The 26,216-nt window shown below is 45.3% G+C and carries 31 protein-coding genes; all 31 read right to left on the reverse strand.

The window, feature by feature from the left end; all coding sequences use genetic code 11:
* Positions 1 to 5: 5 nt before the first annotated feature.
* The 31 genes from DRB05_RS17165 to DRB05_RS17315 all read right to left on the reverse strand — a co-directional run bounded on the left by DRB05_RS17165 (position 6) and on the right by DRB05_RS17315 (position 25,915).
* Complete coding sequence (locus tag DRB05_RS17165; RefSeq protein WP_017218947.1) at positions 6 to 341, reverse strand: GPW/gp25 family protein; 336 nt, start codon at positions 339 to 341, stop codon at positions 6 to 8.
* 6 nt (positions 342 to 347) lie between these two features.
* Positions 348 to 650 (reverse strand): PAAR domain-containing protein, encoded by a 303-nt coding sequence (locus tag DRB05_RS17170; RefSeq protein ID WP_052258317.1) that lies wholly within the window; start codon positions 648 to 650, stop codon positions 348 to 350.
* Between the two features lie 6 nt (positions 651 to 656).
* Positions 657 to 1,394: a phage baseplate assembly protein V gene (locus tag DRB05_RS17175; protein ID WP_128728007.1), complete on the reverse strand. Its 738-nt coding sequence runs from the start codon at positions 1,392 to 1,394 to the stop codon at positions 657 to 659.
* Positions 1,391 to 1,969: a hypothetical protein gene (locus DRB05_RS17180; RefSeq protein WP_128728008.1), complete on the reverse strand. Its 579-nt coding sequence runs from the start codon at positions 1,967 to 1,969 to the stop codon at positions 1,391 to 1,393. The genes DRB05_RS17175 and DRB05_RS17180 overlap by 4 nt, the downstream gene beginning before the upstream one ends.
* A gap of 78 nt (positions 1,970 to 2,047) precedes the next feature.
* On the reverse strand, positions 2,048 to 2,263 hold the full coding sequence (locus DRB05_RS17185; RefSeq protein WP_128728009.1) for a tail fiber assembly protein: 216 nt from the start codon (positions 2,261 to 2,263) through the stop codon (positions 2,048 to 2,050).
* A gap of 2 nt (positions 2,264 to 2,265) precedes the next feature.
* Complete coding sequence (locus DRB05_RS17190) at positions 2,266 to 2,943, reverse strand: hypothetical protein (protein ID WP_128728010.1); 678 nt, start codon at positions 2,941 to 2,943, stop codon at positions 2,266 to 2,268.
* A 9-nt stretch (positions 2,944 to 2,952) separates the two neighbouring features.
* On the reverse strand, positions 2,953 to 3,705 hold the full coding sequence (locus tag DRB05_RS17195; RefSeq protein ID WP_128728011.1) for a phage tail protein: 753 nt from the start codon (positions 3,703 to 3,705) through the stop codon (positions 2,953 to 2,955).
* Positions 3,705 to 4,814: a phage tail protein I gene (locus DRB05_RS17200; protein WP_128728012.1), complete on the reverse strand. Its 1,110-nt coding sequence runs from the start codon at positions 4,812 to 4,814 to the stop codon at positions 3,705 to 3,707. Before DRB05_RS17200 ends, DRB05_RS17195 begins: the two co-directional genes overlap by 1 nt.
* On the reverse strand, positions 4,807 to 5,715 hold the full coding sequence (locus tag DRB05_RS17205; protein ID WP_240036265.1) for a baseplate J/gp47 family protein: 909 nt from the start codon (positions 5,713 to 5,715) through the stop codon (positions 4,807 to 4,809). The genes DRB05_RS17200 and DRB05_RS17205 overlap by 8 nt, the downstream gene beginning before the upstream one ends.
* A gap of 154 nt (positions 5,716 to 5,869) precedes the next feature.
* Positions 5,870 to 7,267, reverse strand: coding sequence for a hypothetical protein (locus DRB05_RS17210; protein WP_128728013.1), 1,398 nt, complete (start codon positions 7,265 to 7,267; stop codon positions 5,870 to 5,872).
* 249 nt (positions 7,268 to 7,516) lie between these two features.
* Positions 7,517 to 7,936 (reverse strand): hypothetical protein, encoded by a 420-nt coding sequence (locus DRB05_RS17215; protein ID WP_128728014.1) that lies wholly within the window; start codon positions 7,934 to 7,936, stop codon positions 7,517 to 7,519.
* A 9-nt stretch (positions 7,937 to 7,945) separates the two neighbouring features.
* Positions 7,946 to 9,427 carry a hypothetical protein gene (locus tag DRB05_RS17220; protein WP_128728015.1) on the reverse strand — a complete coding sequence of 494 codons (1,482 nt, stop codon included), beginning with the start codon at positions 9,425 to 9,427 and terminating at the stop codon, positions 7,946 to 7,948.
* A gap of 20 nt (positions 9,428 to 9,447) precedes the next feature.
* Positions 9,448 to 9,669: a hypothetical protein gene (locus DRB05_RS17225; RefSeq protein WP_128728016.1), complete on the reverse strand. Its 222-nt coding sequence runs from the start codon at positions 9,667 to 9,669 to the stop codon at positions 9,448 to 9,450.
* An 8-nt stretch (positions 9,670 to 9,677) separates the two neighbouring features.
* Positions 9,678 to 10,874: a hypothetical protein gene (locus DRB05_RS17230; RefSeq protein WP_128728017.1), complete on the reverse strand. Its 1,197-nt coding sequence runs from the start codon at positions 10,872 to 10,874 to the stop codon at positions 9,678 to 9,680.
* The gene (locus DRB05_RS17235) at positions 10,871 to 12,835 is read right to left on the reverse strand and encodes a DUF4815 domain-containing protein (protein ID WP_128728018.1); all 1,965 of its coding nucleotides are present in this window, start codon (positions 12,833 to 12,835) and stop codon (positions 10,871 to 10,873) included. The genes DRB05_RS17230 and DRB05_RS17235 overlap by 4 nt, the downstream gene beginning before the upstream one ends.
* Positions 12,836 to 12,845: 10 nt before the next feature.
* Positions 12,846 to 13,328, reverse strand: coding sequence for a hypothetical protein (locus DRB05_RS17240; RefSeq protein ID WP_128728019.1), 483 nt, complete (start codon positions 13,326 to 13,328; stop codon positions 12,846 to 12,848).
* 61 nt (positions 13,329 to 13,389) lie between these two features.
* Positions 13,390 to 14,094, reverse strand: a complete 705-nt coding sequence (locus DRB05_RS17245) for a hypothetical protein (protein ID WP_240036266.1) — start codon at positions 14,092 to 14,094, stop codon at positions 13,390 to 13,392.
* A 10-nt stretch (positions 14,095 to 14,104) separates the two neighbouring features.
* Entirely contained in the window at positions 14,105 to 17,122 is a 3,018-nt protein-coding gene (locus DRB05_RS17250) for a hypothetical protein (RefSeq protein ID WP_128728021.1), read from the reverse strand.
* Positions 17,123 to 17,125: 3 nt separating this feature from the next.
* Positions 17,126 to 17,674 (reverse strand): hypothetical protein, encoded by a 549-nt coding sequence (locus DRB05_RS17255; RefSeq protein WP_128728022.1) that lies wholly within the window; start codon positions 17,672 to 17,674, stop codon positions 17,126 to 17,128.
* A 26-nt stretch (positions 17,675 to 17,700) separates the two neighbouring features.
* A complete protein-coding gene (locus DRB05_RS17260; RefSeq protein WP_128728023.1) occupies positions 17,701 to 18,627 on the reverse strand; it encodes a phage tail protein in 927 nt (308 codons plus the stop codon).
* A gap of 1 nt (position 18,628) precedes the next feature.
* Entirely contained in the window at positions 18,629 to 19,471 is an 843-nt protein-coding gene (locus DRB05_RS17265) for a baseplate J/gp47 family protein (RefSeq protein WP_128728024.1), read from the reverse strand.
* An 8-nt stretch (positions 19,472 to 19,479) separates the two neighbouring features.
* Positions 19,480 to 19,848, reverse strand: a complete 369-nt coding sequence (locus DRB05_RS17270) for a hypothetical protein (protein WP_128728025.1) — start codon at positions 19,846 to 19,848, stop codon at positions 19,480 to 19,482.
* Positions 19,849 to 19,850: 2 nt separating this feature from the next.
* Entirely contained in the window at positions 19,851 to 20,609 is a 759-nt protein-coding gene (locus tag DRB05_RS17275) for a hypothetical protein (RefSeq protein WP_128728026.1), read from the reverse strand.
* Position 20,610: 1 nt separating this feature from the next.
* A complete protein-coding gene (locus DRB05_RS17280; protein ID WP_128728027.1) occupies positions 20,611 to 21,147 on the reverse strand; it encodes a phage tail protein in 537 nt (178 codons plus the stop codon).
* Between the two features lie 62 nt (positions 21,148 to 21,209).
* Complete coding sequence (locus DRB05_RS17285) at positions 21,210 to 21,956, reverse strand: phage tail protein I (RefSeq protein ID WP_128728028.1); 747 nt, start codon at positions 21,954 to 21,956, stop codon at positions 21,210 to 21,212.
* The gene (locus DRB05_RS17290; RefSeq protein WP_128728029.1) at positions 21,937 to 22,893 is read right to left on the reverse strand and encodes a baseplate J/gp47 family protein; all 957 of its coding nucleotides are present in this window, start codon (positions 22,891 to 22,893) and stop codon (positions 21,937 to 21,939) included. The genes DRB05_RS17285 and DRB05_RS17290 overlap by 20 nt, the downstream gene beginning before the upstream one ends.
* A 51-nt stretch (positions 22,894 to 22,944) precedes the next feature.
* The gene (locus DRB05_RS17295; RefSeq protein ID WP_128728030.1) at positions 22,945 to 23,247 is read right to left on the reverse strand and encodes a hypothetical protein; all 303 of its coding nucleotides are present in this window, start codon (positions 23,245 to 23,247) and stop codon (positions 22,945 to 22,947) included.
* A gap of 2 nt (positions 23,248 to 23,249) precedes the next feature.
* Complete coding sequence (locus DRB05_RS17300; RefSeq protein WP_128728031.1) at positions 23,250 to 24,131, reverse strand: hypothetical protein; 882 nt, start codon at positions 24,129 to 24,131, stop codon at positions 23,250 to 23,252.
* 127 nt (positions 24,132 to 24,258) lie between these two features.
* Positions 24,259 to 24,573, reverse strand: a complete 315-nt coding sequence (locus DRB05_RS17305) for a hypothetical protein (RefSeq protein ID WP_128728032.1) — start codon at positions 24,571 to 24,573, stop codon at positions 24,259 to 24,261.
* A 10-nt stretch (positions 24,574 to 24,583) separates the two neighbouring features.
* A complete protein-coding gene (locus tag DRB05_RS17310) occupies positions 24,584 to 25,360 on the reverse strand; it encodes a phage tail protein (protein ID WP_128728033.1) in 777 nt (258 codons plus the stop codon).
* 9 nt (positions 25,361 to 25,369) lie between these two features.
* On the reverse strand, positions 25,370 to 25,915 hold the full coding sequence (locus DRB05_RS17315) for a phage tail protein (RefSeq protein ID WP_019647288.1): 546 nt from the start codon (positions 25,913 to 25,915) through the stop codon (positions 25,370 to 25,372).
* Between the last annotated feature and the right edge of the window lie 301 nt (positions 25,916 to 26,216).

Raw genomic sequence — 26,216 nt, forward strand, 5'->3', positions numbered from 1 at the left:
ATGACTTAGATTTGGATACCCTCGATGGTGACAGGCTCCCCGTTGATTAAATACAATCCTTTTATTTCGATAGACAACTTGCCCTCTCCTGCTGGGTGTACTGCAACACCATCAAGTTGAAACCGTGGTTCCCACTTTTCCAGTGCATTGGCGATGGTCATAGTGATATCCCCTACCAAAGAGTGAGAAAAAGGCCTATCTACAAGCTCATATAAGCCGCAGCCATAATCGCGCCGCATCACTCGGCTCCCAAGTGGTGTGGTCACAATATCGCGAATACTCTGTTTTAGATGCTCAACACCACCTAGCGGCTTGCCCGTTTTGGCATTCATTCCTATCATGCTGAGTTACCCTCCTACACTAAATGACGCGACGCCCGCAACTGCAAGCTTGCCACCACAACTGGCTGCATCACTGATCCTCGCGACCGCTTTCCCTGCAATGGTGAAGCTACCAGCACCAGCAGCTATCGTGACGCCAACGTGTTTTACTTTTGGATCGGGTGAAAATACATGGTCACTGATGGGATCTCCAACCCTAAGTACCGGCTTACCTGCGACGGTAAAACTCGACTGTGTGGCACTAGCCGTCCCTGGTACAAATTGCGCGTGAACATTTGTCATATCGCCATCCACTGCTATCACTGGCATACCCAATCACTCCTGTGCACTGATGTTTGCGCCGTTTAATTTCAGCGTCGCGCTGGCCGCAATTTCAATATTGCCTGAGGTTGAGCTCATTGTTATGTTACTACCTTCAAGCGATAACTCATTCGCTGCCGCCACACTGATATTGTTATCAGCATTTACCACTGCATCATTACCAATTTGCGCTGTTAGATTGTTTGCAACTTGCACGTTAGCATCATTGCCAACGATCACAGTGGCATCGTTACCACACTCAATGTGGATATCGCGCGCCGAGTGCACTTTAATTTGCGCTACCTCATTGCCACTGGTGTTAGGCACATACAAATGGTAAATGTGTTGCTCTCGGTCGTATTCCACCATCGCACCATCCTTATACTTAGTGCGACTCACCCCTTCCCTGTCTGACACCTGCTCATATGCCTCACCAGCACCAAGAACATGATCTTGATGATGATGTGGTTGCGAGTTGGAATACAAGCTGCCAAGTACCACTCCCTGGGAAGTATCTCCACAGGGAGATAACACCATCACTTGCTCACCAACTTCAGGGGCTTGCCAAGTCATATCATGAGCAGCTTGCGCCGTTAGCCAAGGTAACTTTGCCGTGATCCAATCACCCATTTTGACCTTGACGGTCGCCGTTTCGTAGTCCACTTCATGCACCGTTCCTAGGCTAATTAACTTAGTAAGACGCTGCTGTAAGTCGGACATGGCTAAGTCTGAAAAATGTTGATTGGCTATCACGCTATCGGTCCTTCTTCTGGGGTTTTGTAAATTAAGCGATGCTCGCCACCATGCGGTCCAAGGTACACTTCTGTCACCTCAACACCGGCCTCCTCGGGATACTCAACTTGGTAATAAAATTGCCAAGTCAGCGTTGCCTTAGCGAGCATTGAATTGACTTGGTTGCTATAACTAAAACTGCTTTTTTCGCAAATAAAGTGTTGCCAAGGGACGGGCGTTTCGTCCTTTATAATCGAAGCCTCAGCGGCACTGACCAAGTTATCCAACCGCGCTATCAACGCCGAGGGTTCAGCCTCTTCAAGCGCCAGTTCAAGCTGCAACGTCATCACCCGTCTGTCGAGTGCATTTGGGCTCAGGTTTTTATTGTACGCAGGCCCATAAGTCACGCCTTTGTCGGCGCCTTTCGCTTGCAGTTCACTGGCTTGTCGCTCAGCGATTGGGATTAGGGTAAGCTGTGCACGCTCTGTTAAATCCGGTTGTGGCTGGCTTGCTTTGAGTAAATCAACTTGAGCAAGCTCAGACAGACCGGCACTCAGGCACGCCAACACTTTACCTATCAAGGTTTGTCGATGCATAGTTGTGCTCTCAAATTATAAATTGGCTAGATTAAAAAGCCGAAGATGGACGAAACGCCCGAAAGAAGGTTAGGGATTTTAGAGTTCAGGTTTTGCCGGCCAAACGACTTGATCCGGAGATTCAGACTGGTTAGGCAAATTTCTTAATTGTGCTCGATAATCGTTGAACTCTGCACGTTTACTTTCACTAAGTGGAGAATCTGATACTTGTGTCCAATCTGTTTCAACGAGTAGTCGATTTCGAATATCCCTAATTTCATTCCATTGCTTTTGTGTAAATAGTTCATTTTCCATAATTAATTACCTCGAATATATCTATTAGGAACAACGCTGTTATGCACTTCCGTTATCGGCGGCAAGTAATAGTCAGTGTCGCTGATCTTTTCAACCACTTGTGTATTAGATTCAATAATGGAACGCTTCGAGTAATGGCCTGACGTATAAAGTACATATGAAAAACCACCTCTCAGCCAAATAGAAGATGTATAAGGTGTAGACGCACCTAGTACTTTCGCAACAAAAGGATGAGAAGAGTATGCATGTGCCTTTTGGATTGCGAAATGGAAATCTCCACCACTAGACCAATTTTGGAGCTGAACCTGAAACTCTAGTAAACCCTTACCATTTCCATCTAAATGAACGTACCTTTCTAGGCGTACATCAAGCATTTTTGGGTGATGAAAGCTAAGAGCATAAAATGTGTTTTCATCTAGGTGTTTGAGATCAATGATTTCTTTCGATGAATCACCTTCTAGACGTTTGCTAAACCTATCATCTGCGTTTTCTCTAAATTCTGAAAACTGCGTCTGTGCCGTGTTAATAGCTTGAGAAGTTTGGCTTTTAACATCTGTCACCGTTTCCGATAAAGTACTTTGAATAATCCCAACCTGATCTTCAACAGTTTGGCACAGTGCATTGGCACGTGTGGCAACCTGGCTCAGGCGCTCCGTCATGGTTAAATTGTCATTTGACATAGTGTTTCCTTATTGATGCTCAAGATTGGTTAATCTAATTTCTTGATTGGTTTGGCGGTTCATGGTGTCTAGCTGTACCGTTGTTACGTTGGCAAGTTCTGCGTTAAATAAGCCATGGAATGCTGATACGCGATTATCTAGTCGAGCGGCATGTGTTGTATCTAATCGTGTCACTTCACTGGTGAGCAATTGTTGCAGCTCACTTAGCGCGGTTTCCTGTTGTTGCAAACGAAATTCCTGTTTGATTTGCCGATGCATCGTATCTAGCTGCGTTAGCGTCATTTCGGCCAGCTCTTTGTCAACAATCAGATTAAGATTGTCGACCCCTAGCTTTACCTCAATACTCTCACTAGGCAGTTGAGCCAAACTTAACGTTAACCACTGTAGTACTTTAACGTCAGGTGTACGGTAGCCAAGTGTGGTGTTGGCTTTTGAGTAAACCCCCAGCAAAGTCAGCTCCGGCTCACCATTTGCATCTACCTCGCCGCTATCTAAATAAACACCAATTTCTCTGATGGCATATTCAAGTGGTGCGTCGAATTTGCCTGCAATTTTAAGGCTCGTACTTTCACCGTCTTGATAGTCGCTGTCGGCAATAGCTACACGCTCTTTTAGGCTGCGTAGCTCAGTTTGATTTTGTGATGGCGTATAAGCGGCATCGCCAAACGCCATATGGCTGATTTGCCCCTTAAAGCCTCGCGCTTGAGCGCTGAGTAGGGCATCAAGTCCCGCATGGGTAAACTGCAGCGTTAGTGCAGACATTAAGTCGCTCCTTGTAAATGATAATGTTGATATTGAAGTCGGTGCATACCACTGGCGAGTACCACTCCTTGCATTAACTCATCAGGGTGAACGCCCAATCCTTGGCCGGTATGCATTTGTGCATTCAGCTGTTTTGCAACCGCAAGCACACCTAAACTTACCTGCGTTTCATTTGGTAAAACGCCTGTACCTTCGGTATTTAGCATTTGATAGCCATAGTGATTTATATGGCCACATGCCCCTAATGCGGCTTTGCCTTGCTCAGGTTTTACCCCTAACCCCAACACTTGGGTATTGCTCAAACCCAAAGGCGCTTTACCAAGACCTGCAGCACCAATTTGCTCTTTAAGCGCAATCCCCAATTGTAAATCAACATGGATAGCACCGCGCTTCACTGCGTTTACCACACGGCGAATACGTTTGAGCATCTGGGAGGTCAACAATCCTTGTTGTCGGTCGTCCAAATTCTGATTAATAAGCGCCCAGATCTGCACAGTGCCAGGCAAACCATCTGTCTGCTGCCACCATTCCTTGATCTCGGTTTCAATATTGAGGCTATCGAGCGCTTTTTGCAGCGCAAATGGGGTTCCCTTGCACTGATGAACCGTGAATGCATCAGTAATGACTTGGCGTTTAATCGCCACAGGCCAATGTTCATCCCACTCATCCACTGAGTAGTTCCACGCCAAAAAAGGCAATAAAGGCTCAGGGCAAAGCTCGGGTTGCCAAAGACTCGTTAAGAGCAGCCGTGTGTCGCTCAGTACACAGGCATCACGCAATTGGATTCGTGCTTCATCATCCTTGACGGAGAGCCCACTTAGTCGGACATTTATCGCTAGCCGCTCAAGTGCATCTCTTGGGAAAAACACTTGAGAGTTAATAATTGGCAGCAGCTTATTACTTGATAAGCGTTTAAGTGCGCTGCGTAAATCAAGACAATCGGCCTCCGTCAACGAGAGATAACGCGCAATTTCCACTAGCTCATCATCGCTGCGCTGATCAATTTTTAAGGCCGCTAATAAGCCTGCTCGGATAGTTCGAGGCTTGGCTTGCAGCTCTGCTAACCACTGCTCCAACGTTGACGCATTATGAGGTAAAAGCTTAGTCATCCTGCCCCCTCACCTTTACCCGCAAATCCATTTGCTGACAATACGCCACCTCAATATCTAGAGGTATAATGTCTTCACTTGGCGACTCCAACCTGATGTTCTCGACACCGGACAAAAACAAAGCGTTGCTAATGCCCGCTCGCGTGATCTGCCGACCAAGCTGTCGCCTTTCTGTTAAGTAAGCTTCGAGCGCGGCTGATGCACTGTCCACAATCACCTCAGGCGACGGGCCAGGTAAAATTTCAAGTTCCGCTGCAATGTTAAACGTCAATACCTGTGGCTGCTTGATTGTGACTCTATCGCCAAGCGGTCTCACTTTAGAGACTTCAGGCTGAGTTGACGATTCAGGGGTAAAGGCAACGTGTAATTTATTCAGCAGCTCCGCGCTTAGTGTACCTTTCCCTATTCGACTCAAGGCGGTTAGTTCTATTTCACATGGCCTCGGACTATGAACTTGCACGTCGCAAATCTCATTACTCACCGACAATGCATGAAAGCGATAAGAAGCCGCGCTCCCTGCGGTATTCAGTCCATCAAACGCCAGTTGTGTTCTCGCTCTTAAGCGCTCATCATCCTCATTCCCAAGCCTTGCAACATTAAACCTCGCTGCGATTGCGTCTAAGTCACTCCCTGAAGCACTCGCGAGCAAGTTCGCTTCTATTGCATCATTTAGCATGCTTTGCTGAGTCAGTCCTTGATATGCCATGACTTCTAGCAATTTAGTCAGAGGTTCACTTTCCAAGTTTACTACCTCTTGGAGTGCATTATCCTTTTGCAGCAATGCTTGCTTTAATGCGTCTAGACGCTGCTCAAAGTTTAAGGGTTTTAATACTTTAGGAATGGGCAACTGAGATAAGTCCAACCGCTCAAATGCCATCATCACCTCCTCGCTTTGCGCCATAAAAAAACCCACAGCAAACACTTGCTTGTGGGCCTTGGAGATTGGAAACCTGTGTGCTTGTTAACTTTCTCAAGCATAGGTCTATCTTACTGGTTTTTAGGGTGTAAAACAGGTCAATCCTGACCGGTTTGCCATAAGCTGACTTACCTAAGAATTAACTTAACTTGACACATAAGTACGAATTTGGTTCATCTGGTTTTTGCATAATACTCGCTGAACAACCAGTCGGGATCTCTTTCATTCCAAATACCCTGCCTTGAGCCAACTTCAAAGTCGTTGTACCTGACATATTTCGAATAATGAGAGGTTTATTTTTACTCCATCTAGGACTCGCAGGCAATTTTACTTCCTTTTCAGCCACACCTGAGTATGTGAAGATATATTCACTTCCATCTCCTTTAGTAAAGTCTGTCTTTCCATCCGATGACATAATAATAAAGTTTGGATGATTAGACTGGATCACGTTCCTCGTTTCGTTGTCACCTGTATCGAGCGCTACAGCCTTGGAGTAATTAGGTGAGTTTATCAAGTTGGACTTATCAAACTGAACATTGGCTCCACCTAAGTTACTATAACGTCCATTTAGTAAACCAAAAACTGGGATTTTACTACTTGCTCCTGAGAATGAGTTTCCGACAAAAGTCGCAGAACAGTAGTTGTCTGGATTAAAAGACAAAGTAACCAAGTGACTTTGATTACCATTATGGTCTCGCTGAGAACCATTTCCGCCAAAGAACGAACAACCAACAATGTTATACTCTGAATGAGGTGCACCAAAGTTAATTCTCATTCTCGCGTTTTTCATATTCTCAAAGTACTCGTTCGCCACCCTGACATTTGAGCCACCGCTAAAGTAAACAAACTCAGCTGCCGCACCTCCATAGTAATGGTTACCATCAAACCGAGAACCTGACGGTATGAACATCTTGATAGCGGAGTCAATTTCACCCGCACGAAAGAAAACGTTATTTAAAACATATTGATCTGTCGCTTTAAATGTTCTTTGGATGTAGTCACCACTTGCGTTCTTCTCAAGAAATGAATCTATACCTCGACCGCAATGGATAAAATAATTGTTGATAATATAGTTCTCAACTTGATAGCCGCCATCATAAAACTTAATTGCGGACTTAGCGCAAGAGAAGCGACAAGAATCCCAAGTCCATTGATAGGGCGTCACGTGAAAGCAATGAGAATGCTCAGACTCAACCTTGAGGTGGCGAATAACAACATCTCTAGAGTTATTACTCTGATTCGGGGTTTTACCTACTGTGTTGTCAATAATCGTCGGTGCCGTAGGGTGTTTCCCCCTAATGCTACATGTTGACCTTGATTGGCCAGAAATACGATGTCCAGATCTCACCTTTGCACTGCCATATATTTCGATATCGCCAGTTATTTCAATTTCTCCACATTGTGCAAGACATTCATTCAGGAACTTCAGGTTATTTTCCTGATCTGCCCTGCTCATATCTATCCCATATTTAACACCAAATGTTTCAGGGTTAGCTTTAGCTTTGCTCTCAGCTATAAAGGTTTTGTCTTCTTTCATACTCACTCCTTAAATTAACTTTTGCATTACTTGTGTATTATTTAGAAATTCCTAATTGACTAGAACTCAGGCTAAGAGCTTTTACCTTGACAGTAATAACCCTCACCAACAAAAAAAACCCACAGCAAACTCTTGCTTGTGGGCCTTGGAGATTGAAAACCTGTGTGCTTGTTAACTTTCTCAAGCATAGGTCTATCTTACTGATTTTTAGGGAGTAAAACAGGTCAATCCTGACCTGCTGCGAAGTTATTAGAACGCAACCTCAAACTCTAGTAATTCAGCTTGAGTGGTAAGGCTAAGCACCTCGGCTTCTAACTCACCGCTTTTTTCACGCACCACTTCTCTTTGCTGCAAAATGGCTAGTAGGTTTGCACGCTCTGTTGCCGCACCTTCCTCATTACCGTTCAACTGCTCACTCAACTCGCGCTCTTTTGCGCGCTCTACTCGCCACTGCTCCGATTGCAATTTGCCATAGGCGAGTTGCTTTATGCGCGAAATGACTTGCTGTTTTAAATACTCAACTTCAGAGTTTTCTTCAGTCTCTAACTGAGCTTCAGCTATAAATTGTGCTACGGACTCTTTACTCCATTGCTCGCCTGTTTGCGGGTGTACCAGCCAAAAGTTACCCGCAATAGACATCCCTTTGTTATTGTCGTAGTAAGTATTCATTTTCACTCCTTAAATCGCGCGACAGGTTCTAGCAAGGCCGTACTGGTTATATAGATAGTGCTCATTAATAACGCCTATATGTGAGTATGGATTCATCGCTTGAATGGCTGTGGCTATTATCCCTCCATCGTATCCTAGGCTATCGGCCTTAGAGCGATAGCAGTATGAACTCAGTAACTCGCCATCTAGTGTTTCCATTACCACATTCACTTCACCTTCACTATTCTCAGTACCATTTGAACTTTGTGTACGATACGGTTCACTATTACTGGTAAAAATATAATTGATAGGCTGAAGCTTCAGCTCTTCAGTGAAGAGATAATGTGCGTTGAATTTATCACCTGCCATTTTGAGCTCATTTCCGAGTAAGCCAAAATAACCGTAATAGTTAGATGAATAACTAGAAATTTCCGATTCGCTGTGGTTATAGCGATTTATTCCGTGCGGCTGTGCGAGGGTATTTGTGATAAATACCATCGTTGTAAAATCACCGCTATCCACATAATTCTGATATTCAGCTTCATTCGCAATGGCGATGTTAGTAATGTGATTGCCATCACGATATTTTTCCACAACCAAGTTAGTACCCGAGTCGATAATCACCAAGCAGTGCTTTTGGTTATTGTACAACACAGCTACCTCATTATGGTTGTAACTAGACCTAGTTGGAATACCAAATTTATCTCGGGCATTGAGATCTTGCTTAGGCAAAGTTCGCGATGTAAACCCCTGTCCTGAAACAAAAATACCACCATACTCTGTTGCATTTGTGGACTGAGACTCTTGAGTGCTATAAACGATTTCAAAACTAATGTCATTAGGTTGTGCTTTTAAACCCAGTGGTACGATAGTACTTGAACCATATTGATACACCTTAGTTGCTGGGTTTTGCTCAAAGGCATTGTTGTACACAAAACTCGACTTTAAAATCGTCGTAAATGTGCCATCTTGGCTAATTTTTAAATGATCCAAACGGCATGTTTCTGTTGCTGCATTTGCGTTGACACTTGGCCGAGTGAGGTAGGAAGTACCATCACTATTATAGATAGCCAAAACCGATGTGGAGCGGCGAAAATTAGCATGATTATTCGCCGTATCAATATTTTTTATCGCGAATAAGGTTTTTGGCGTAGCTGCCGTGTTGTTCGCGACCACTTTATTAATTTGTTGCGTCAAAGGACCTATTTGATCCAGAAGCGCTAGTTTTGCAGCTCTGGTAACCAGCTCTGCGGTCGACGCGGTTAAGTCAGCTTTGGCAGAATCAATACTATTAATCGCAGAGGTTGCAACCTGCTGTAATAGCTGGGTTGAGTCATCCAAATGTTCCTGTGCAACGGCCACTACGGCTTGCTCAAGCTTGGCGTTATCTGCAAGCCGCGCAATTGCATTCGTGACTAAGGTTTGCTCCTCTGCACTCAGCGGAGTGCTGCCGTTCATATCGGCGACCAGTTTGTCGACCATTACTTGAACGGCTTGTTGAATTGTTGCCATAATTTCCTCTTATAAATCCTTTAAATTGGTAGCAGGGTTTCACCCAACACTTGATTTAGCCGAAGCCGTCTGAAGCGCTTGTCGATATCTACTTGAGCTTGTTGATGTACCAATTGCTGCTGGTGGATATCTGCATCAATTGCCTTAAGCGCATTGATCAATCGCTGTACGTCTTGTTCAAGTAGATTATCTGGGTGAGGGAGTGGATATTGCTGAAATAGAGTAAATTGGTTGATGTCCACAATTTCTCCTACAAGGTAAATGTACGTAGATTTCGTACTCTAGGGCGCTGTGCCGGAGTCCCCTTCAGTACTAATTTTACGCGTGTCGTGGCGGTATCAACACCGTTAAAGGTGTAGTTGAACTGCTGCCAACCATCATTCAGCACTGAACTGCTATCTAGTGCAAGTGGTAGCCAAACATCCCCTTTTTGCATCAAGGCTTGTACTTCTGAGTGGCTTTGAATATTCGCTTCAAAGCTCACCGTTAAATCACCGCCTAAACGGCAGCGCAGCTCGCGAGAAATATAGTCTCCGGTTTGCGCGACTTGCCCATGAACGCACTGGCTGCCCGCAAAAAGTACTGGCGTTAAGCTTGGTGTTCCCGTCAATACAGCAGCGACCTTCACCTTGCCTGTTATGGTTTCCCCAAGCGTGCTTGGTTGCCATTCTTGAACGCTTAGTACTTTTTCTTTACTGCCAGTAGGATACGTGAGTTCAAAGGTAACTTGGGTATCTGCACTTGGGCGCTGGACTACAGCTAAGAGCATTAAATCCGTTACTTGTTCAACCTCTACCTCGCCGAGTTCAATCCGCCTACTTTGCTCTGTGAATTTGGCGGCTTTTAACCTAAATGTGAGATCTTTATCCTGATGTGGCGTCCAGGTGCTAGCGTTGCTTGATGATAACAACACCCCTACTTGATACGGCTGAGAGGTAACCCAGTTGTGCGCCTGATCAAGCTTACCGAGCTCTGCAATAGCAACACTGTGCTCGGCCCCATCAGTTAACACAACCAACGCATATTCCTGATCGGCATTTAAGAAGGTTGGAGTAAAGGTAAACAGTGTCGATTGGTCATTTAGCTTTATCTCATCGCTGCTTATTTTGCTACTTGCCAGCACAGTTTGCGTAGGAATACCTTGTACAACTTCTCGAATTTGTACTTCAACCGTTTCCTGTCCTTTGGCGGTAAACCATAATTCAACACCGGCAATAAATCGCGATTGCTCCAAAATAAAGGTTTGTGCGAGTGGATCAAAACGCTGAGTAATAATGTTATTTACACGCCTCAATGTTTCCACTTCAATCACGCCACTACCTGTATAACTAGCGCTTCCTGCCGAACCTTGCTTACCAATAAATCGCACCAGTTTAGTTCCAGCGGGAACATTATTTGGCACTTTAAATCGACCTGCTAATTCACCGCGTGTATTTGCTTGGATCATGCTTGCACCTCTGAAATAATTTCAATGCCATCGAATAATAGTGAGTCCAGTTGCTCACCTGAATCAAACCCAGAAATAGCAAAGTTGACCCAACGAGTGCGCAAGAACTCGTCTTGCTGACGGCGCACACCAACTCGTTCTGTCGTGGTATGTTCAACAACACGACGCACGCGCCCACCACCACGGGTTAAGCGGCGTGTAATAGGGCTTGTCCACTGAGTCTGGGTTTGTGTCCAATGGTCAACACTTGGGGTTAACGTGACATCCGCAGGCAGTGGTTCAAATGCCATATAAGGATTAATTTTCATCTCCCCAGTACGGCTTTCTTGTACTAAGACATCCTCGAGTTCGTAAGGTAATGTTTGGACTTGTGGTTGTGACAACTGAGTTATTTCTGCGGCCATTGGCAGCATGAGTTCGCCATCCACAATAGCTGCGCTTTGTCCAAGTCCAATATCGCGCATATCGTCATCTAAAAACGGGTCAACAAACACGCCGTATTTGCTCGCAGGTGACTGGGCATTGGTATCGTTACGTAGGCGTTCAATGGCCAACAATTGGTATAAATCTGAGATCTGCTGTTGCATCAACGCAAGATCTGTCATTTGTACCGCTTCAATCGCAATATTTTGGATATGCGGTGGCGCACTCCCCCAGTGTTGCTGCACTTGGGCAAGCCCCAGATGTTGATGAGGCACTAAAGGCGCTTGCGGGTTGATTCTGTCAGGTGCACCTTTGATCCGCTCAACCTGGCCATTGGGGGTAAGCACGAGCAGGTCGATACGTGGCATAAACCAGTGATAATCGACGACCACAAGGCCATTTTCGAGCATTTCCTCTGCCTCGCTTAACTGTTGCTCGAGCCAAAATCCGGTTTCGTCGGCATCAACTTCAATAAGTCGGCGATAGGTATAAACCACGTCATACGACGTGCCTGAAGCTGGCTTATTGCCACCATCGCGCCAGCTAATATGGTTACGGGTAAAGATAAAGTCGATACCTTGCTGATATTCAATGCCACCTTGCGAGATCTGCAAAATTTCAATCACAGAGTCATCATCAAAGGGATCGGTGTTTTGGCCGGTTTGCGCGTGGCCTCGAGTCAGAGAGGTTCGCTTTTTCACCTCTGCGGTCACCTGATCAATGCGCTGCACCGGTGCAAAGTCTAAATCGACTCGCATAGCGCCTTGGGCATTGGCGCTAAATCGGCTCGGCTCATTGATCACCTCTCGTACATCGGGATCGTTCGGCAGCGTAACGGGCAGTGCGGTGTTAAACGCTATTTCATAGCCATTGATATGCGCTTTTCCCTCTTGCACATTAAAGTGCTGGTGGCTTGCCGTGCTCTCTCGATAGCTAACATTGAGCCCGCTCACCACATAACTCCCGCCGTTTGACTCGCGGTCGTAACGCGCAAGTGCGCTGGTAATTGAGTCTAGTTGTGGCGGCGGCTGTTTAACTATAAGCGTGCCATGATCGATTTGGTAAACGGGAAAAAAGTCGCTATTGGGATAGTCAAGGCTGTCGCTCAATCCCCAACGGCCCGAGATTTTCAGTCGCGCGGCACCCGCTTCGTCAAAATTGTGTGCACCAATGGCTGGATCTCTAAGTGTTGAATCTTCAAGCTCTGTCACCACTTCCTTTGCTAACCACACCCCGACAATTTCGAGTTTATTTAGCGCAATCGCTAGCTGTTTGGTGTCGACCTCATGTACCGCGCCCTGTAAATATACTGAGGATGCGCCAATGGTTGCAACGGCATGAGCTTGGTCAATAACCACCTCGCCCCCCTTAACCACATCCCCATCTTTCATCAATACATCAGCGATGCCTTTTACATGGTGCTGAGACTGCAGTTGTAGGTCGTTAAGTTCACGACTTTGCAACCCTTTACTCGCTCGAAACAATAGCTGGCTGTAACGCTTTGCAGGATCAAACTGCTGGTAATAATCTTTTATCATTGCTTTCTTCTTAAAAACTGATCACAAACTCAAATGTTTCGCGTACCCCTTGGTCACGAAATAGCGCCGTGCGATGCTCAAGCAAAATAAGCTCACCAGCCTCTGCAACCTCGTCTGGTAAGAGGTAATATTTTCCAGCTGGAACGCCTGTTTTCAGTGTAGTACCAAGCATTAAGCCAAGCTCGCGAATATGCTCACCTAAGCCATCTTCGAAGTCGTAGGTGAATTGGCAATATAGATGTTGGCTGGCGGTATCGCTTAAGCGGAACTTTCCGGTTGGTACCTGAATTTCGCCTTGTTCATCCGGCTCACAAAAGCGAATTTGCTTTGCCTTGCGATAACCTATGAGATTGGTGAGTTGTGTGGTATTGGTAGGGGTCGGCGGTAAAGTATTATCCCAACTTGATTCACCGTTTCCCCATGCCAAATAAATAGCCTGCTGCTGCATTAGCCGTGCAAGCGCCTTTCGGCCTTGAAGTGTTAAAGTGGCCAAGGACTGCTCCTTAAAGAAATGAAACCGAGCTAAAAATTAAGCTCGGTGAGAAAGTAGAGGTTTAGTAAGATTCAATCCAAAGGTCGGATTGTTGCTCTGCGGCAAGTAAGCAAGCTTGGGTAAGTTGTGCTTTGGTCACATTGGCCACAGTGTTATTGGCAAGTACCCAACGCTGCATGTCACTGTCTGTCATCAGCAGTATGGCTCGAACCATACGTTGCTGACTTTGTTCATCACCATCAAACACCAGACCGTCAACCTCAACGGCGATTGACGCCACATTCGCTGCACGCTGACTTTTAAAGCGCTCACGTTTGGTGTCTGCAATTTGTTGTTCAGTATGCGAAATGGTCGCTGGATGGTGATAAGCCACTCGCGCTTCATCGTCGTACTCTATGCGCGATTCAACAGTTTCAGTGGTTAATGCTAAATCCACCTCCACATGCTCAACACAATAACAAGCTCTTCTCGCTTGCAAGTCCAGTATAGGCTCCGCTGGTAGCTGCGGCAAAGGCATTAGTTCATCTGGATTAGCGGCATTGTGCGCTTGTGCCTCTGCTATCTGTGCTTGCACTTCTGTCGTTTCAGTCTGCCACGCAGCATGCGCCTCACGAAATGCCGCTTCTTCTTGCTCAATGGCAAGTTGTAGCACTTCGTCAATCTGCTCTTGAGGATGACGCAGCATTATTTTTGTTTGCACTTCTGCAAAACTCACTGTAGCGGTATCTGCTGCATCAGCCGTGAAGTTCTCAGCCTCAGTATTCATTACAATCTCCTTATCCATTATGTGCAATTCCTATTGGGAATAGGGTGTGATGGCAGAACACTTTGACGGTATTGCCATTGAGATCGGTTTTGGTGTTTTCGCCATCGATGATAGGGATGGTTTGGTCGTCGCCCCAAGAGCCTTTTGCGTTAACCGGTTTAAAGACAACATTGCCTGATACTAAACCGACAAGTTCACCTTCCTCATTGATGTAAGTCACGTCTTGCATAATTCCTGTAAGAGTTGTCAATGCTTGCAAAACCAAACCTTTGAACTCACCTACTGAGAATCTATACACTTTTCCTTTTGTATAACTTTGCGAAATACTTGAGTTCGCTAGTTGTACATCATGATTTTGATATTGCAACTCACTTCCATGAAATTGAAGGTAAAACAGGCCATTTTTTTCCACGATAGAGTCCAACGCTTTAAATGCTTTACTATTATATAAAGGTGGAATAAGGTCTATTTGAGGATGTTTTGGCGAAGCATGTTCTAATCGGCTTCCTCGCCCCATAAGCTTTATATCTTGGGCACCAAGATCATAATCTAACGTATAAGCCGACAAAGGGTATATTTTTGTCTCACCGTTTCCCTGTCCAGAAATGGAAAAACGATCCGTCAAGCTTTCCATTAGCCTTGCGCCTCTCGAGGTAAGATAATTACTGTTAGCAAAAACCTCTCCAACTGATCGGCAGCTAGTATTGTCAGCAGCCTGTGAAATGGTAGAAGCCGTCTTATAATTGAGCAATTGAACTCTTGTTTCTTCAGCTGGAGAAACGTAAACATTCTTCACGTAATCAAACGCCAGACTACCAGCACTCCATATATTCCCGTTATCATTGGTGAGCACCCAGCTGGATGGATTTTCTGCTTTTTTATTTAACGAAAAAGATTTGCTAGTACCATCCGGGATTTGAGGAATCCACTGCCCAACCACACCATCAGGGAAGGTAGCTGCAATGTTTTCAGGGCTGCCGATGATATCAACCCAAGGGAGAGTATCAAATTCACAACTTAACTGTCGAAGTGCTCCAATAAATAATGTATCCCCTATAGAAAATGTGGAATTAAACTCTTCAACTTTATTTTCAACGCCATAGATATAGCAGGTTACTTTATCATTACCCGAATAAGGCCAATTAACATAATTTATTGGCGAGGCAATTAGCTTTGATATATATATGGAGTCTCCCTTTTGGTTGTATACGTAATAGCCAATATTATTTGGTTCAGAAAGATAAGCATCAAGTACAGGTTGCCCCGCTGAAATTTTAAATTCAATTGAGCCACCTGCATTTATCTGGTTGTAAGTTGCTGGTCTAGCTAACTCTACACCGTATCTATGCTCAAAATAGGTAAAAGGGATTTTTTCTTTACCCCTGAGTGTCCCAGCAACCGCTTTACGCATGGTTTCTTCACGCAACGCGTTAAAATCTTGCTTTTTCGCACTTAGGCGCAAGTCTTCAACCTGACCTGCGTAGATAGCATCGTGGTATTTGTATTGATCCGCTCTTGAATGGCCATGACCACCAATATATCCCATGCCTGGGTGCTTTCCGATGCTTGTTTCTGTTGGCTGGATAAAACACCCTAATGTGCTCATACGCAAAGATGTGGGTAGCTCATACCAATGATAATTACGTACACCCGTCATCGTATATTGTGTTGTTCCCATCGGGTTATAGCTGGGGTGATATGCCCCTTGATTTAAACGCTGTACTAGAGCAATTGGTAGAGCGAAGCATTTACCTTGCTCTGCTATTGCAATATCTACGGCACTAAGCTGCTTGTTTATAGCTTGTAAACAGCCTTTATCAGGCAATAAACCATAACTTTCTTGCATATTACCACCTACGAAAAAGCCTGATGGGCCAGAATTATGTGCGCGTAGGTCGCTCATTACACCTGCTAATTTACCTCGGGGTTTTACTCGATTAAATGAACCGTCGTACTGCAATCTAGGCCCTGTTGGTGAGAGTTTAAAGTCTGCTATATAGCCCCAGTTATCACCAAGTCCCTCAACAACCCTAACTCGATACCTAACCTGAATATACGCTTTGGCTTTTGGGTCGTAGTAAATATTATGTTCAGGCTCTCCAAGGAAAGTAGCCTTTTGCGACTCCGTTAGCGATGACCATTTAATGCCATGCCCCTTTGTACCAGTATCCCATTCACCAAATGCGGAGTACCCCTGAGTAACGAGGTTATTGCGAAGCACAATGCCTTTATAATGATTTGCGCCATATTGCACATTCCCTAGCGGATACACGACGTCTTTATCAGCAATTTTCTCATGCCAAGACTCCAGGAATACTAAGTCTTTACGAGAGGTGATAACCTTATTGGTCTCGGTTTCTGCTGCAAATGCGGCTTCAGCATTATTATGCTGGGTTACGGTGCCAGACGCTGAGTCATAGGTTTTGGTGCCGTCGGGTGCAAAGGGGAATTTCAAAATAGATTGAGTGCTAGTGTGCGCGACTTTAGACACATGATGTGTAACCCCGTCGATATTCACAACCGGATATATTGTGTTAGAGATGCCTGCAATTCTATTTGATGCAGCTTCACCCATAATCAGCTTATTTTTTGCTGAGGGCGCCACATACTGCCAAATTCCTTCATTCACTTTTACATTGTTTGAATGGTAATTATGCTTACCCCACTCAATAAACCCTGACCCCGCATACTGCTGTTTACGCATGTCGCGCAGTGCATCAAACTGGGCTTTGGTCATTACATGGGGATGCGGGTTAACGCTTTGTGCATCTGCAATCAGTGATTTAAGTGTTGGCAGTGTATGGCTGTTGCCATTTAGATCTTTGAGGTTGACGCTGCCAGACTGAGTTTGCCAATCATTCAGCGCTTGATTGTTCTGATTAACCGTTTGATAGGTTTGGGCAATATCTTGCTTAACCTGATCAATTTCTTGTAAGCCTTCGGTGATATTATTGGCAAGTTGAACACTTGCTTCGGTTTGCTCTGTTGCAGCCTGTTGCAACTGGGCAAGTTGTGATTCTATGGTCATGTATTATCCTATGTTTGCTTTGCGCAGGCGCATCGCCAGTTGCATGGTTTGGTTAGCTTGTTGAATTAGGCTTTTACCCTGTCTCAGATGTGCATAAACAGATGTAGCCAGCTCTTTTGCCATAAAAATATTGGTGTTAAGCACGCCTGTTTCAAAACTGACTTGCTGTGAAGGCAGCGCTGCGAGGTTAAGCGAAATGACCTCTAACCAGGCTACGTCTTTGCTTTTATGATTCAGCACTTCGCCCCCTGCGCTATATACCGCAACTAAGGTGCTGCCAGACCAAATTCCTAATTCTTTAACTGGGTAATCGGCTTCCCCCTCAAACACGGCGCTAAAACGCACTTGTGTTGCAGTGAGTTGCTCCGCCTGTAATATCGGGACCTTTTGGCGCTCTTGTCGTAACTGTGTTTGCAAGTGAGACGCGATATAACCTGCGCTTCCTGCGGACAAATGTGTCAACGTAAAAGCTTGTCCTTGCTCTAGCGCCTGCGTCAATTTGGCAAGCCCCGGTGTCGTCCATACAACAGAGGCAAATTGTGATGATTGCATTGAGAATTCCATTTATTTGAGGAGTGCTATTCTGGGAGCACCACTTGGAAACGACTGCAATGAACATTAAGCCGTCCAGTGGTGGCGAGCGCAGCTGAGAGCGGCATCATTTGACGATGTTGCCAATGTACAGTCGTTGCATGAAGCGGATCACCGATAAACGCGTCGGCTTTAGTCCAGCTTTGTTGCCACTCACCCTGCCACGAGCGTGTTGACCACACGCGATGCTTCGAAAGCAGCCTAATTCGGGCTGAGCTCACAGGCAGTTGTGAAGGCTCTTTGTCGCTGAGCTTGTATTCACTCAAGCGTTTTGTCGTGAGGTAATGACTGCGCTGACTATGTGTTCTACTGAGGTGTACGGAGGCATTCGTCATATCATGACTCACACCTTGCTGGTGGCTGCGACCAAAGCTGACTTTGCATAGCGTGTTATCGCCATCATGAAATGGCACGCCAGAAACATCAGATAGAAGCGCTCCAAAACCACTTTGAGATAAATTCAGTTCACGCACATCATAACCATGATAAATACGTGAAAGTTTGGCTCTTACTGGGACAGATAGTCCAAGCAGCTGATGTATATCTTTAAGCGCCTTGTTCCCTGGAATTTTGCCAGATGCCAATTGATAGCGATAAAAGTGACGCCCGGGTTTATCAAGCTCAAGCTCAGCCTCGTCAAAGTTGAGCCAATTGAGTGCGATATCTACACTTTTTGGTGTACCGCGAAGTCGCTGCCAAACCAGACCTTCCTTGATGGTTTCGCGAAGGTCTTGGCTGTAGGGCAAAATAGCTTCCAAGCCATACTCCCAAACGAGCCACATCAGCAAGTTGTCATGCGGCTCGGCCTTAAACCCAGATAACCTTGAGATACTCGAATGAGTGTCGTCACTCACGGCAACACTTTGCTGCAATCGCCGTTGCAGCAAAGTGTGATTAGGAGGTAATAACGTCATCTTAGCCTCGCTTTAATGTCAGCGAGATTGACTTGGGCATAACGTACTGATGGGCCGCCACATCAATTAACTGTGTTGGAGCAAGCAGTTCGATATGCCTAATTCCCGTACTGTGTAATTGCGCATGTAGCCAGCTTGGCGTTAAGTCCCAGCCAAGTGTCGTGACCTTGAGCCAGTTGTCTTGCAACGTTTGCTCCAGCTTATTGATAATAAGTTCAGAAGCATGAGTATTGAGATAAAGTTCAGCTTCAACATCTACCCAAACGGGCTGTGCAAGTTTGACCTCTAACGTGTCTGTCAGCATTTTCACCGAGTCGTCAAATAGCCTCTCTTTCACTTGTGCTAAGACCTGTTCTGCATCAGTGTCAAGCTTTGCAAGTACCGTTACCACCACCAGCCCATCCCCTGGGCTTTGCACCGATACATCCTTGATTAATCCCGGTGCAGCTTCAATGGCTTGATGACGATAATGCGCCGCACTACCTGCCGTACTAGACGCTATGGTGCTGTTGCGAATACGCATTCGTAGGGTTTCGTCATGCTCATCGGGCAACCGAGCTACCCCATAAAAAGCACCAAGATGCTCAAGATCAGCGCCTTGGCTGGTAGCTAACAAATTAGCCGCCGCGGCTTCATTGACGCGCTGTCGTAATAACAGCTCGCGATAGCTTTCGACTTGCAAACAAATCGCAAGCGGCGAGCTTTCAAGCGCTAGCGCTTCGGCATATTCAGGTGCAAGTTCAATAAAACGTTGTTTACGTGCTTGGAACAGGCTTTCGAAATCAAGTGGTTCAAGGATGTTTGGCGCTGGCAAAGTGGAAAGATCAATTGATTGATTTGCCATAGAGCGCCTTATTCTGAGGAAGTTAAAATGCTTGCAACACCAGTGGCGCGAGATTCAATTTCTTGGTAAACACTTTCAGCGCCTTTACCTTGATAGGGAAACTGAATCTCATTATTCAGCACTTTTGTGGTTAATGTACCTAAGCTGTCACGCCCCTGTGATGCCGCTGCACGCATCTCGGCAAGTGTTGTTGCTTTGCTGAGACCATCAAGCAGCTTAATAAACTCAACTAATACCAGGTGACCTGTATCTGCAGTAGTACCAATAATAGATTCTACATCCGCCACTTCTCGGCTTATTTGCCCGCGCTTTACTTGCTTGTCTAGATACGCGAGTAAAGCTAAATGATCTTGTTGTGAAGGAATTTGTTCTTGCATAATTACACCTCGATTCTTGGATAGTTAATAACACGGTCAACAGCAAAAGTGGCGTTACCACCAAATTCAACGATATTTTGTGGTGTTTTGTCACTGCCAACGGGCGATGGGAGCATATTAACAAAGCGAACAAATAGCATTGAATAAGGGTGCAGACCATGAAGCTTAATTGTGTCAATAGTCTGGGTGGTTGCACATGCATTCCATCCACCAGTAATTTTTGGCTGAAGGCCTAAACGCTCAACCTCAGCGTTAATCTGATCACTTGTTGCTTCATAATTCGCTAATACAAATTGAGGAAAGCTTCTAGACCAATCATGACTATATTGATCTTCTTCACTGTGACCAGGTGCATAGCTATAACTACGAGTCAGATGTATTTTGGTCAGCGCCTGAGGAGCTGGATAAGTGTAGTAACCCTGCGTAGCGATAGGTACTTTTACCCATTTTGAAATATGTGGAGCTTCAGGTTCAGCTTCTATATTTAACGAGCTCTTAGAATGATCTGCCCTATCATAATAATTAATTCGCAAATCAGAGTGGCTATCTGCAAAATTAAGGATCGCTTGATCTGTTTTTGCTCCTGCCAAAACAATCGCTTCGCTAATATCTTGCTGTGCATCACTCAGCGCATGATTAATTTCTCCCATTTTGCCGATCACGGTTTGTGTGAGGGCATTATTTGAATCGATTAATCTGCCGTTCTCGGCTTGCAGTGCGGCGATGCGCTGCTCTAATGTCATTGGCTGATAATCCGCCATATTACACTCCTAGCTGTAGTAGTCTGTTGTTGAATTGAATCTGTCGGTGATTCGCTTGAATTTGCGCACTCAGTTGTTGGGTTTGTGCCACCAGCATGTCGAGAAATTCAGCGGCATAGAAAAGCGTTAAATCGCCTGTGGTATTAATCGTGATAGCGTCTACCGGTGCAGCACTTAACAGCAGATCAAACCCTTGTACGATTTGTGCAATGGGTGTTTGATAAAAAAGTACATTTTGCGGGTGAGACCAAACGGCAAACAAAGTGCCATCGGCAAGATAAAAACCCACTTCGCGCACCGCGTACTCAGCATCGTCAATAAAATGTCCGGTAATATGAAATTGCCCGTCACCAACAACTTGCCCGCCGGCAATTGCCACTCGATTTTTTTCACTTCGCAGCCTAGTTTGGCTACGAGACGGCGTATAGCCAGAAGTGCCTACCGCAATCGCGCTAATATCAATGGTAAAACCATTGGCTTTGGCATTAACGGCCGCGTTTAATCCCGCCTGCGTAATAAGCGGCGTAAATTGTTCCATGAGTCATTCCTTTAGAGTCTGTTAATCTTCAAGTTTGTTTTTGCAGCAGCTTTGTTTAGGTATTAATAGCAATAAAACGACTGTCGCTGGATTAGGATAGCAAAGGGCGCAGCGTGAACATAAAGGCTGGAAGCACTTTTGAGATCAGAGCGCACTTCACCGGATATTTTGCCCACCCCTTGCAAGACAGAAGTACCAGCAAGATACAACAGGCTTACATTTGCAACATTATCTGTGTGTTGAGGCATCCACGTTCGCTGGAGACTCGCAGACTGACTGACGGTATTGAGCGATAAGCCTGTACTTTGCTGTACACCTACACGCAAACTAATTTGGCTGCGACATGGTTTTGTCATCACCACAGCTTGCCAAAGTTGTGCTTGCAGCTTAGGAGTCAGTAGCGTGCTACCTGCTGGATCTAGGTTCTGAGCGGCCAACGCAATGATCTGTGCAGAATGCGGCGTAAACGCGTGAGGATTTTCTTGTTGCCACCACTCTTTAAGCTCAACTTTTGCAGCTAGAGTGGAGAGCGCGCTTTTTATCGCACTAACCGTCCCTTTTATTCGATGATCGGGCACGCTATTCGCTATAATCTTGCGCTTCACTTCAATTGGCCAAGCGCTATCCCAAAAGTCTACGCTGAGTGCATCCGCAAGCCAAGGTAAAAAATGCTCGGGACATCGCCAGGGATCCCAAAGGCTACCAAGTGGAACTGGTGTCGCGGAAACTTTACTTAGCGCCTTTGCCAACGCATGCTCAAGCTTAGTGCTTGAGTGCGGTAATAGTGTATTAAATATCTCTTCCTGCAATGTTTATCTCCACTTGTGTACAAAACGCAGCCTGCCAAGGGGTATTGATAATGTCGGCGGTAGGTGAGAGAAGCTCAACACGTTGCACACCTGCTTGGTGTAGCGCACTGTAAAGCCCAGATAAACGAATATCATGATTGAGTTTATGATGTGTTTTTAACCATTGCTGCACGCTTTGCTCTACCGTAGATTTCACGTTTTCTTCATCGGGGCCTGGATATAAATAAAGCGTGGCGCGGAGGGTAAATTCTTTTACCTCAGCTGAGAGCACTCGTGGTCTATCCGTCAAAGGCCTAATGTCTTCTTGAAACAAATGCTCTGTAATTGCAGTGATTTCGTCGTGATTTGGTATGCCATTGCCTCTATCTGTCAGCACCGTTATCGCAACATCCCCCGGTGCGGCATCTAGAAGCCTAGCGGCATGGCTACAATGCAGCAATTTCGTATGCTCTGGTACTAAGTCTGATAATGGTGGCTCGACCTGAAGCTGCTCAAATTCGGGAGACTCAACAAAAACATCCTTAACTTGAGGTAAGGCTTTAAGCGTGTGAAAACAATAAGCACCAATTGGCCCTGCCGTACTAAACCCTTCTAGTGCCAATTGAATACGCGCTCGAAAGCGCTCGTCACTCTCCCCAGCTTCTCGTATCACCGCAAAACGATTCCCCAAATAATCGAGTTCACTGCTCGTGGCTTTTGCCAGCAATACCTGCTGCGCGCCTTCATTAATCTGTTGACGTAATAACAGCTCTCGATAAGCAAAGACTTCCATCAGCTTGACGATGGGGTCGCTAGGTAGCAGCTCAGAAAGTTCTGGGCAGGCGTGTTCTACGGCTTGCTTTAGTTCGTTATAAAGCGATTTAAATTCAACGGGTTCAAGTAAATCGGATGCGGGTAATTGACTAAGACTGACCGCACTGAAGTTAGTTAAAGACATAATGGGGCCTGTTGTAACACGACTCCCTTCAGGAGCCGTGTAATTTGATGTTTAAAGGTTTGGCAATGTTGACTTAATTTCGGCGCGTTTATTCATCCAAGTCTGCTTTGCTGCCACAGCTTTTTCTGAGGTTTCACCATATTCAGTAACCGCAGCCATATAGTCAAAGAATAAGAAGTCGGTGTTGGCGCTGTAATGTTTGCGTCTTAACTCGCTGATTTCTTTAGGGCTGTATTCTATTTCACATAAAGCGAAATCAACTTCAGCTTCTTTTGCAAGATGTGCCGCGTGTGCATCATCAACAATACCACCAGCAATCGCTTTACCTGTTGTTTTTAATTTTAAAATCGCCATGTTTATACTCCTTCGCTTAAAGTTGGACCTACGTGAGTGTATGGGTAGCCGACACTATCAGCCCAGATCATGTTGTCACCATGATCGCCCGTACCAACATAAGGCAACGCAATGGCCACCTTCATACTACCGAGTCCTACAAAGCATTGTTGATGACATCCACCCCAGCCTGTTCTTCTATTCGACTTGTATTGCCAACCTTTACCTGCATCTGAGCTATCAACAGAAATTGATGCTGAGCGATTTTGGGATGGGTAGAATCGTAATGTACCGGTTTGTTCCAACACATTAATCCAGCAACTTGCTTGTGTTAAAAACTCCCCCTTACCCCAACCAATATATCTTTCACATCCCTGATTCAGTACAAATAGATTACCTTCAGCGGGGTTATCATCTCGTCCTTTATTCACAACAACATCCAGCAGAAGGACTCTATAATCGCTTCCATAATAGTTGTCACCATCGGAATCTTTCGCTCCCAAACCTCGCCTTAGAAACTCTTCATTTGGAGTGAGACCGAATTCCGCCAACTGAGCTAGTGATAACTTAGTGATTGTTCCTGTTCCCTCGGTACCACGATGATAAAAACTGCTCCACGGTGCGACATGCGCCGCAATCACATCAACAGCCGTGCCGTTAGGTACATCGGCACAAATATTATTGAAATGCTTAGTATCAGAAAGTGCATTAGGTGCTAAAGGCAAAGCTCGTTGGAAACTCGTAATTTTTGCGTCCACAGCCTGCTCTTTAGCTTGCAAGCGCGCATCGACCTCTGCTCTTTTCGCATCTAATTTCGCCGTAATATCTTGAATTTTATTATCGACGGTTGCGGTGAGGTCGTTTGACGCCTCAATCAATTTGGCAATATCTTGTTCTAATGCCATATTTTTTTCTCCATATGGTTAATACAATTTATAAAAGGAATACTGAGTGTTATCTCAGCGGTAAATCAGGCAAAAAAAAGCCCACCGAATGGTGGGCTTAATAGCCTAAAGTCGTTGTAGATTGGTGTTATTGCGGTTTTGGATAGCGGTTTTTAATGGTGCTTCGCGCTTGCAGCCACGCAGTTTTTGCCGCTTGTGCGGCTTCACTCGCTTCACCAAATTCGGCCATTGCCGCTAAGTAATCGAAGGCAAGACCATCTGACTCGCACTGGTAAGCAAAACTTCTAGCATGCATACATTGCGCTGCAAGCTGAGCATGCTTTGCCTCAGCTAGAATGCCTGGAATATCAGCACTGGCGACTCCCAAATCTGCCAATGTTTTTTCATCTGCTGGTACATTAATCAGTTCATCATCACCGATTTTTAAGGTTTTAATTTCCATTGTGACTCCTTTAAGCTGTTGGTGGTGTATATGGATGGTTTGCGTATGGAATAGAGCTTAGTGTTGGGGCTAAGCGCTCGGCAAATGGAATTGGCTCTGCGTACCAACGAACTGTCCAATTATCCCAGCTTCTTGCATATAGATTCCGTCTTTCTTGATCGCTACCGTCATGGAACCATACGTCGCCTTTCCAGTTTTTAATAATTCGATATTTCAGACCGCCACCTCTTAAATAAACCCCGCTATGAGTAGCACAGAATGCACCAAAGGCACCTTCTTCACCGCCCCCATATAGATCTAAACTTGAATCCGCTTTTTCGCGTTTGCAGTACATAGAAAAACTGGCATGGCTTACGGTTGGGTTATAACGCTCATGAAAGCGTTTAACGTGTAGAAAATTTGAATCACCGTGCCAAGCCGTTGCATTCCCTTCCAATTCAAGTAAAAGTGCCGCTTGGTGAGGGCTTGTGGTGTTTAAGGGTTGTGTGTCACTATTCCAAGAATACTGACGAGCAATCGTTAACTTACTCACTCCCGCAGCATTACCGGGCATAGTCCACCACACCGGATAAAAATAATCCTTTGAACCACCGATAAAAATATCCTGAACATAGCGTGTTTCTGGCATCGCCTCTTGAATAAATTTGTCGACATCTTGCTCTTTTTTCGCAATACGCGTGTCAAAGGCAGCCATTTGGTTATCGAGCTGCTGCGCCTTGTTATCCACCACCGCCGTTAAAGCATCCGTAGACTGAATGAGATTAGCAATATCTTGTTCTAATGCCATGAGTTGCTCCTATAAAATTCCTTTGTCCATCAACTCAAACTTCTGTTTAAGATGACGAGTCATATTGTTAATTTGCGCAGCGCCTAGCTTGGCAAGTTCAGGGGCGATAAGAATATTTAGATTAACGCCGTTATCGACGATGGTAACGGCGTCGGCAGGCACGCCCGTTAGCACCAAATCAAAAGCAAGAAGTAAATCGACTTCCGCCGATTTATAAGCAATAGGTCTATCTGGTGAAGAATACACCGCAAATAGCACCTCTTGTGTTTGGCCATTTGCTTCGCTTTCGATATAAAAGCCCACTTCATTGACCCAAAAGTTGTGATCGGTATCATCAATCACACTCATATGGATTTGGGCATTCCCCTTATCTTCGCCACTTGCCACCATAATGCGGTGGACTTCTTGTTGTAGCTGGCGGCGGCCTTGATCTGGCGTATAATTGCCAGTACCAAGCCCTACCTTGCTGATCTTCGCTTGAAAGCCATTTTTTTGGGCGTTAAATACTGCTTCCAAACCCGCGGTGGTGATGGTCGGCCGTAAAATCGTGCTCACAGCACCTGTCTCCTTTTGTTGAGTGATATCAACCCGCATCAATACACAACTCATTTAATAAGTTGGTTTATTAAGCACATTGATATGAAATGACAGCAATGGGTTTTATACCAATAGGTACTACCGCTGGGTAAACGCTGATGACATCAATTGAAGTGTTTATTCGCTATTCCAATAGCGGTTGTAGGCTAAATTGCTGCGATGATTAATACCAATTTGCTTAATTAAGTGAGCTATTTTGAGGCGAGAAAATCTTGTCGATAACCAGACGAAAATTTTGCTATTTAGTTGTTCTAAATGA

The sequence above is a fragment of the Pseudoalteromonas sp. A757 genome (genome assembly GCF_004103285.1).
GTDB classification, from domain to species: domain Bacteria; phylum Pseudomonadota; class Gammaproteobacteria; order Enterobacterales; family Alteromonadaceae; genus Pseudoalteromonas; species Pseudoalteromonas galatheae.

Bases quoted from the DNA above. Each gene is read 5' to 3' on its own strand.
- DRB05_RS17300 (WP_128728031.1), bottom strand. From the start codon at position 24,131: ATGGCATTAGAACAAGATATTGCCAAATTGATTGAGGCGTCAAACGAC.
- DRB05_RS17190 (WP_128728010.1), bottom strand. From the start codon at position 2,943: ATGTCAAATGACAATTTAACCATGACGGAGCGCCTGAGCCAGGTTGCC.
- DRB05_RS17270 (WP_128728025.1), bottom strand. From the start codon at position 19,848: ATGCAAGAACAAATTCCTTCACAACAAGATCATTTAGCTTTACTCGCG.
- DRB05_RS17205 (WP_240036265.1), bottom strand. From the start codon at position 5,715: ATGGCGCAAAGCGAGGAGGTGATGATGGCATTTGAGCGGTTGGACTTA.
- DRB05_RS17210 (WP_128728013.1), bottom strand. From the start codon at position 7,267: ATGAAAGAAGACAAAACCTTTATAGCTGAGAGCAAAGCTAAAGCTAAC.
- DRB05_RS17275 (WP_128728026.1), bottom strand. From the start codon at position 20,609: ATGGCGGATTATCAGCCAATGACATTAGAGCAGCGCATCGCCGCACTG.
- DRB05_RS17195 (WP_128728011.1), bottom strand. From the start codon at position 3,705: ATGTCTGCACTAACGCTGCAGTTTACCCATGCGGGACTTGATGCCCTA.
- DRB05_RS17260 (WP_128728023.1), bottom strand. From the start codon at position 18,627: ATGACGTTATTACCTCCTAATCACACTTTGCTGCAACGGCGATTGCAG.
- DRB05_RS17165 (WP_017218947.1), bottom strand. From the start codon at position 341: ATGATAGGAATGAATGCCAAAACGGGCAAGCCGCTAGGTGGTGTTGAG.
- DRB05_RS17170 (WP_052258317.1), bottom strand. From the start codon at position 650: ATGCCAGTGATAGCAGTGGATGGCGATATGACAAATGTTCACGCGCAA.
- DRB05_RS17305 (WP_128728032.1), bottom strand. From the start codon at position 24,573: ATGGAAATTAAAACCTTAAAAATCGGTGATGATGAACTGATTAATGTA.
- DRB05_RS17250 (WP_128728021.1), bottom strand. From the start codon at position 17,122: ATGACCATAGAATCACAACTTGCCCAGTTGCAACAGGCTGCAACAGAG.
- DRB05_RS17310 (WP_128728033.1), bottom strand. From the start codon at position 25,360: ATGGCATTAGAACAAGATATTGCTAATCTCATTCAGTCTACGGATGCT.
- DRB05_RS17290 (WP_128728029.1), bottom strand. From the start codon at position 22,893: ATGTCTTTAACTAACTTCAGTGCGGTCAGTCTTAGTCAATTACCCGCA.
- DRB05_RS17220 (WP_128728015.1), bottom strand. From the start codon at position 9,427: ATGGCAACAATTCAACAAGCCGTTCAAGTAATGGTCGACAAACTGGTC.
- DRB05_RS17200 (WP_128728012.1), bottom strand. From the start codon at position 4,814: ATGACTAAGCTTTTACCTCATAATGCGTCAACGTTGGAGCAGTGGTTA.
- DRB05_RS17230 (WP_128728017.1), bottom strand. From the start codon at position 10,874: ATGATCCAAGCAAATACACGCGGTGAATTAGCAGGTCGATTTAAAGTG.
- DRB05_RS17265 (WP_128728024.1), bottom strand. From the start codon at position 19,471: ATGGCAAATCAATCAATTGATCTTTCCACTTTGCCAGCGCCAAACATC.
- DRB05_RS17295 (WP_128728030.1), bottom strand. From the start codon at position 23,247: ATGGCGATTTTAAAATTAAAAACAACAGGTAAAGCGATTGCTGGTGGT.
- DRB05_RS17280 (WP_128728027.1), bottom strand. From the start codon at position 21,147: ATGGAACAATTTACGCCGCTTATTACGCAGGCGGGATTAAACGCGGCC.
- DRB05_RS17255 (WP_128728022.1), bottom strand. From the start codon at position 17,674: ATGCAATCATCACAATTTGCCTCTGTTGTATGGACGACACCGGGGCTT.
- DRB05_RS17180 (WP_128728008.1), bottom strand. From the start codon at position 1,969: ATGCATCGACAAACCTTGATAGGTAAAGTGTTGGCGTGCCTGAGTGCC.
- DRB05_RS17235 (WP_128728018.1), bottom strand. From the start codon at position 12,835: ATGATAAAAGATTATTACCAGCAGTTTGATCCTGCAAAGCGTTACAGC.
- DRB05_RS17185 (WP_128728009.1), bottom strand. From the start codon at position 2,263: ATGGAAAATGAACTATTTACACAAAAGCAATGGAATGAAATTAGGGAT.
- DRB05_RS17245 (WP_240036266.1), bottom strand. From the start codon at position 14,094: ATGAATACTGAGGCTGAGAACTTCACGGCTGATGCAGCAGATACCGCT.
- DRB05_RS17215 (WP_128728014.1), bottom strand. From the start codon at position 7,936: ATGAATACTTACTACGACAATAACAAAGGGATGTCTATTGCGGGTAAC.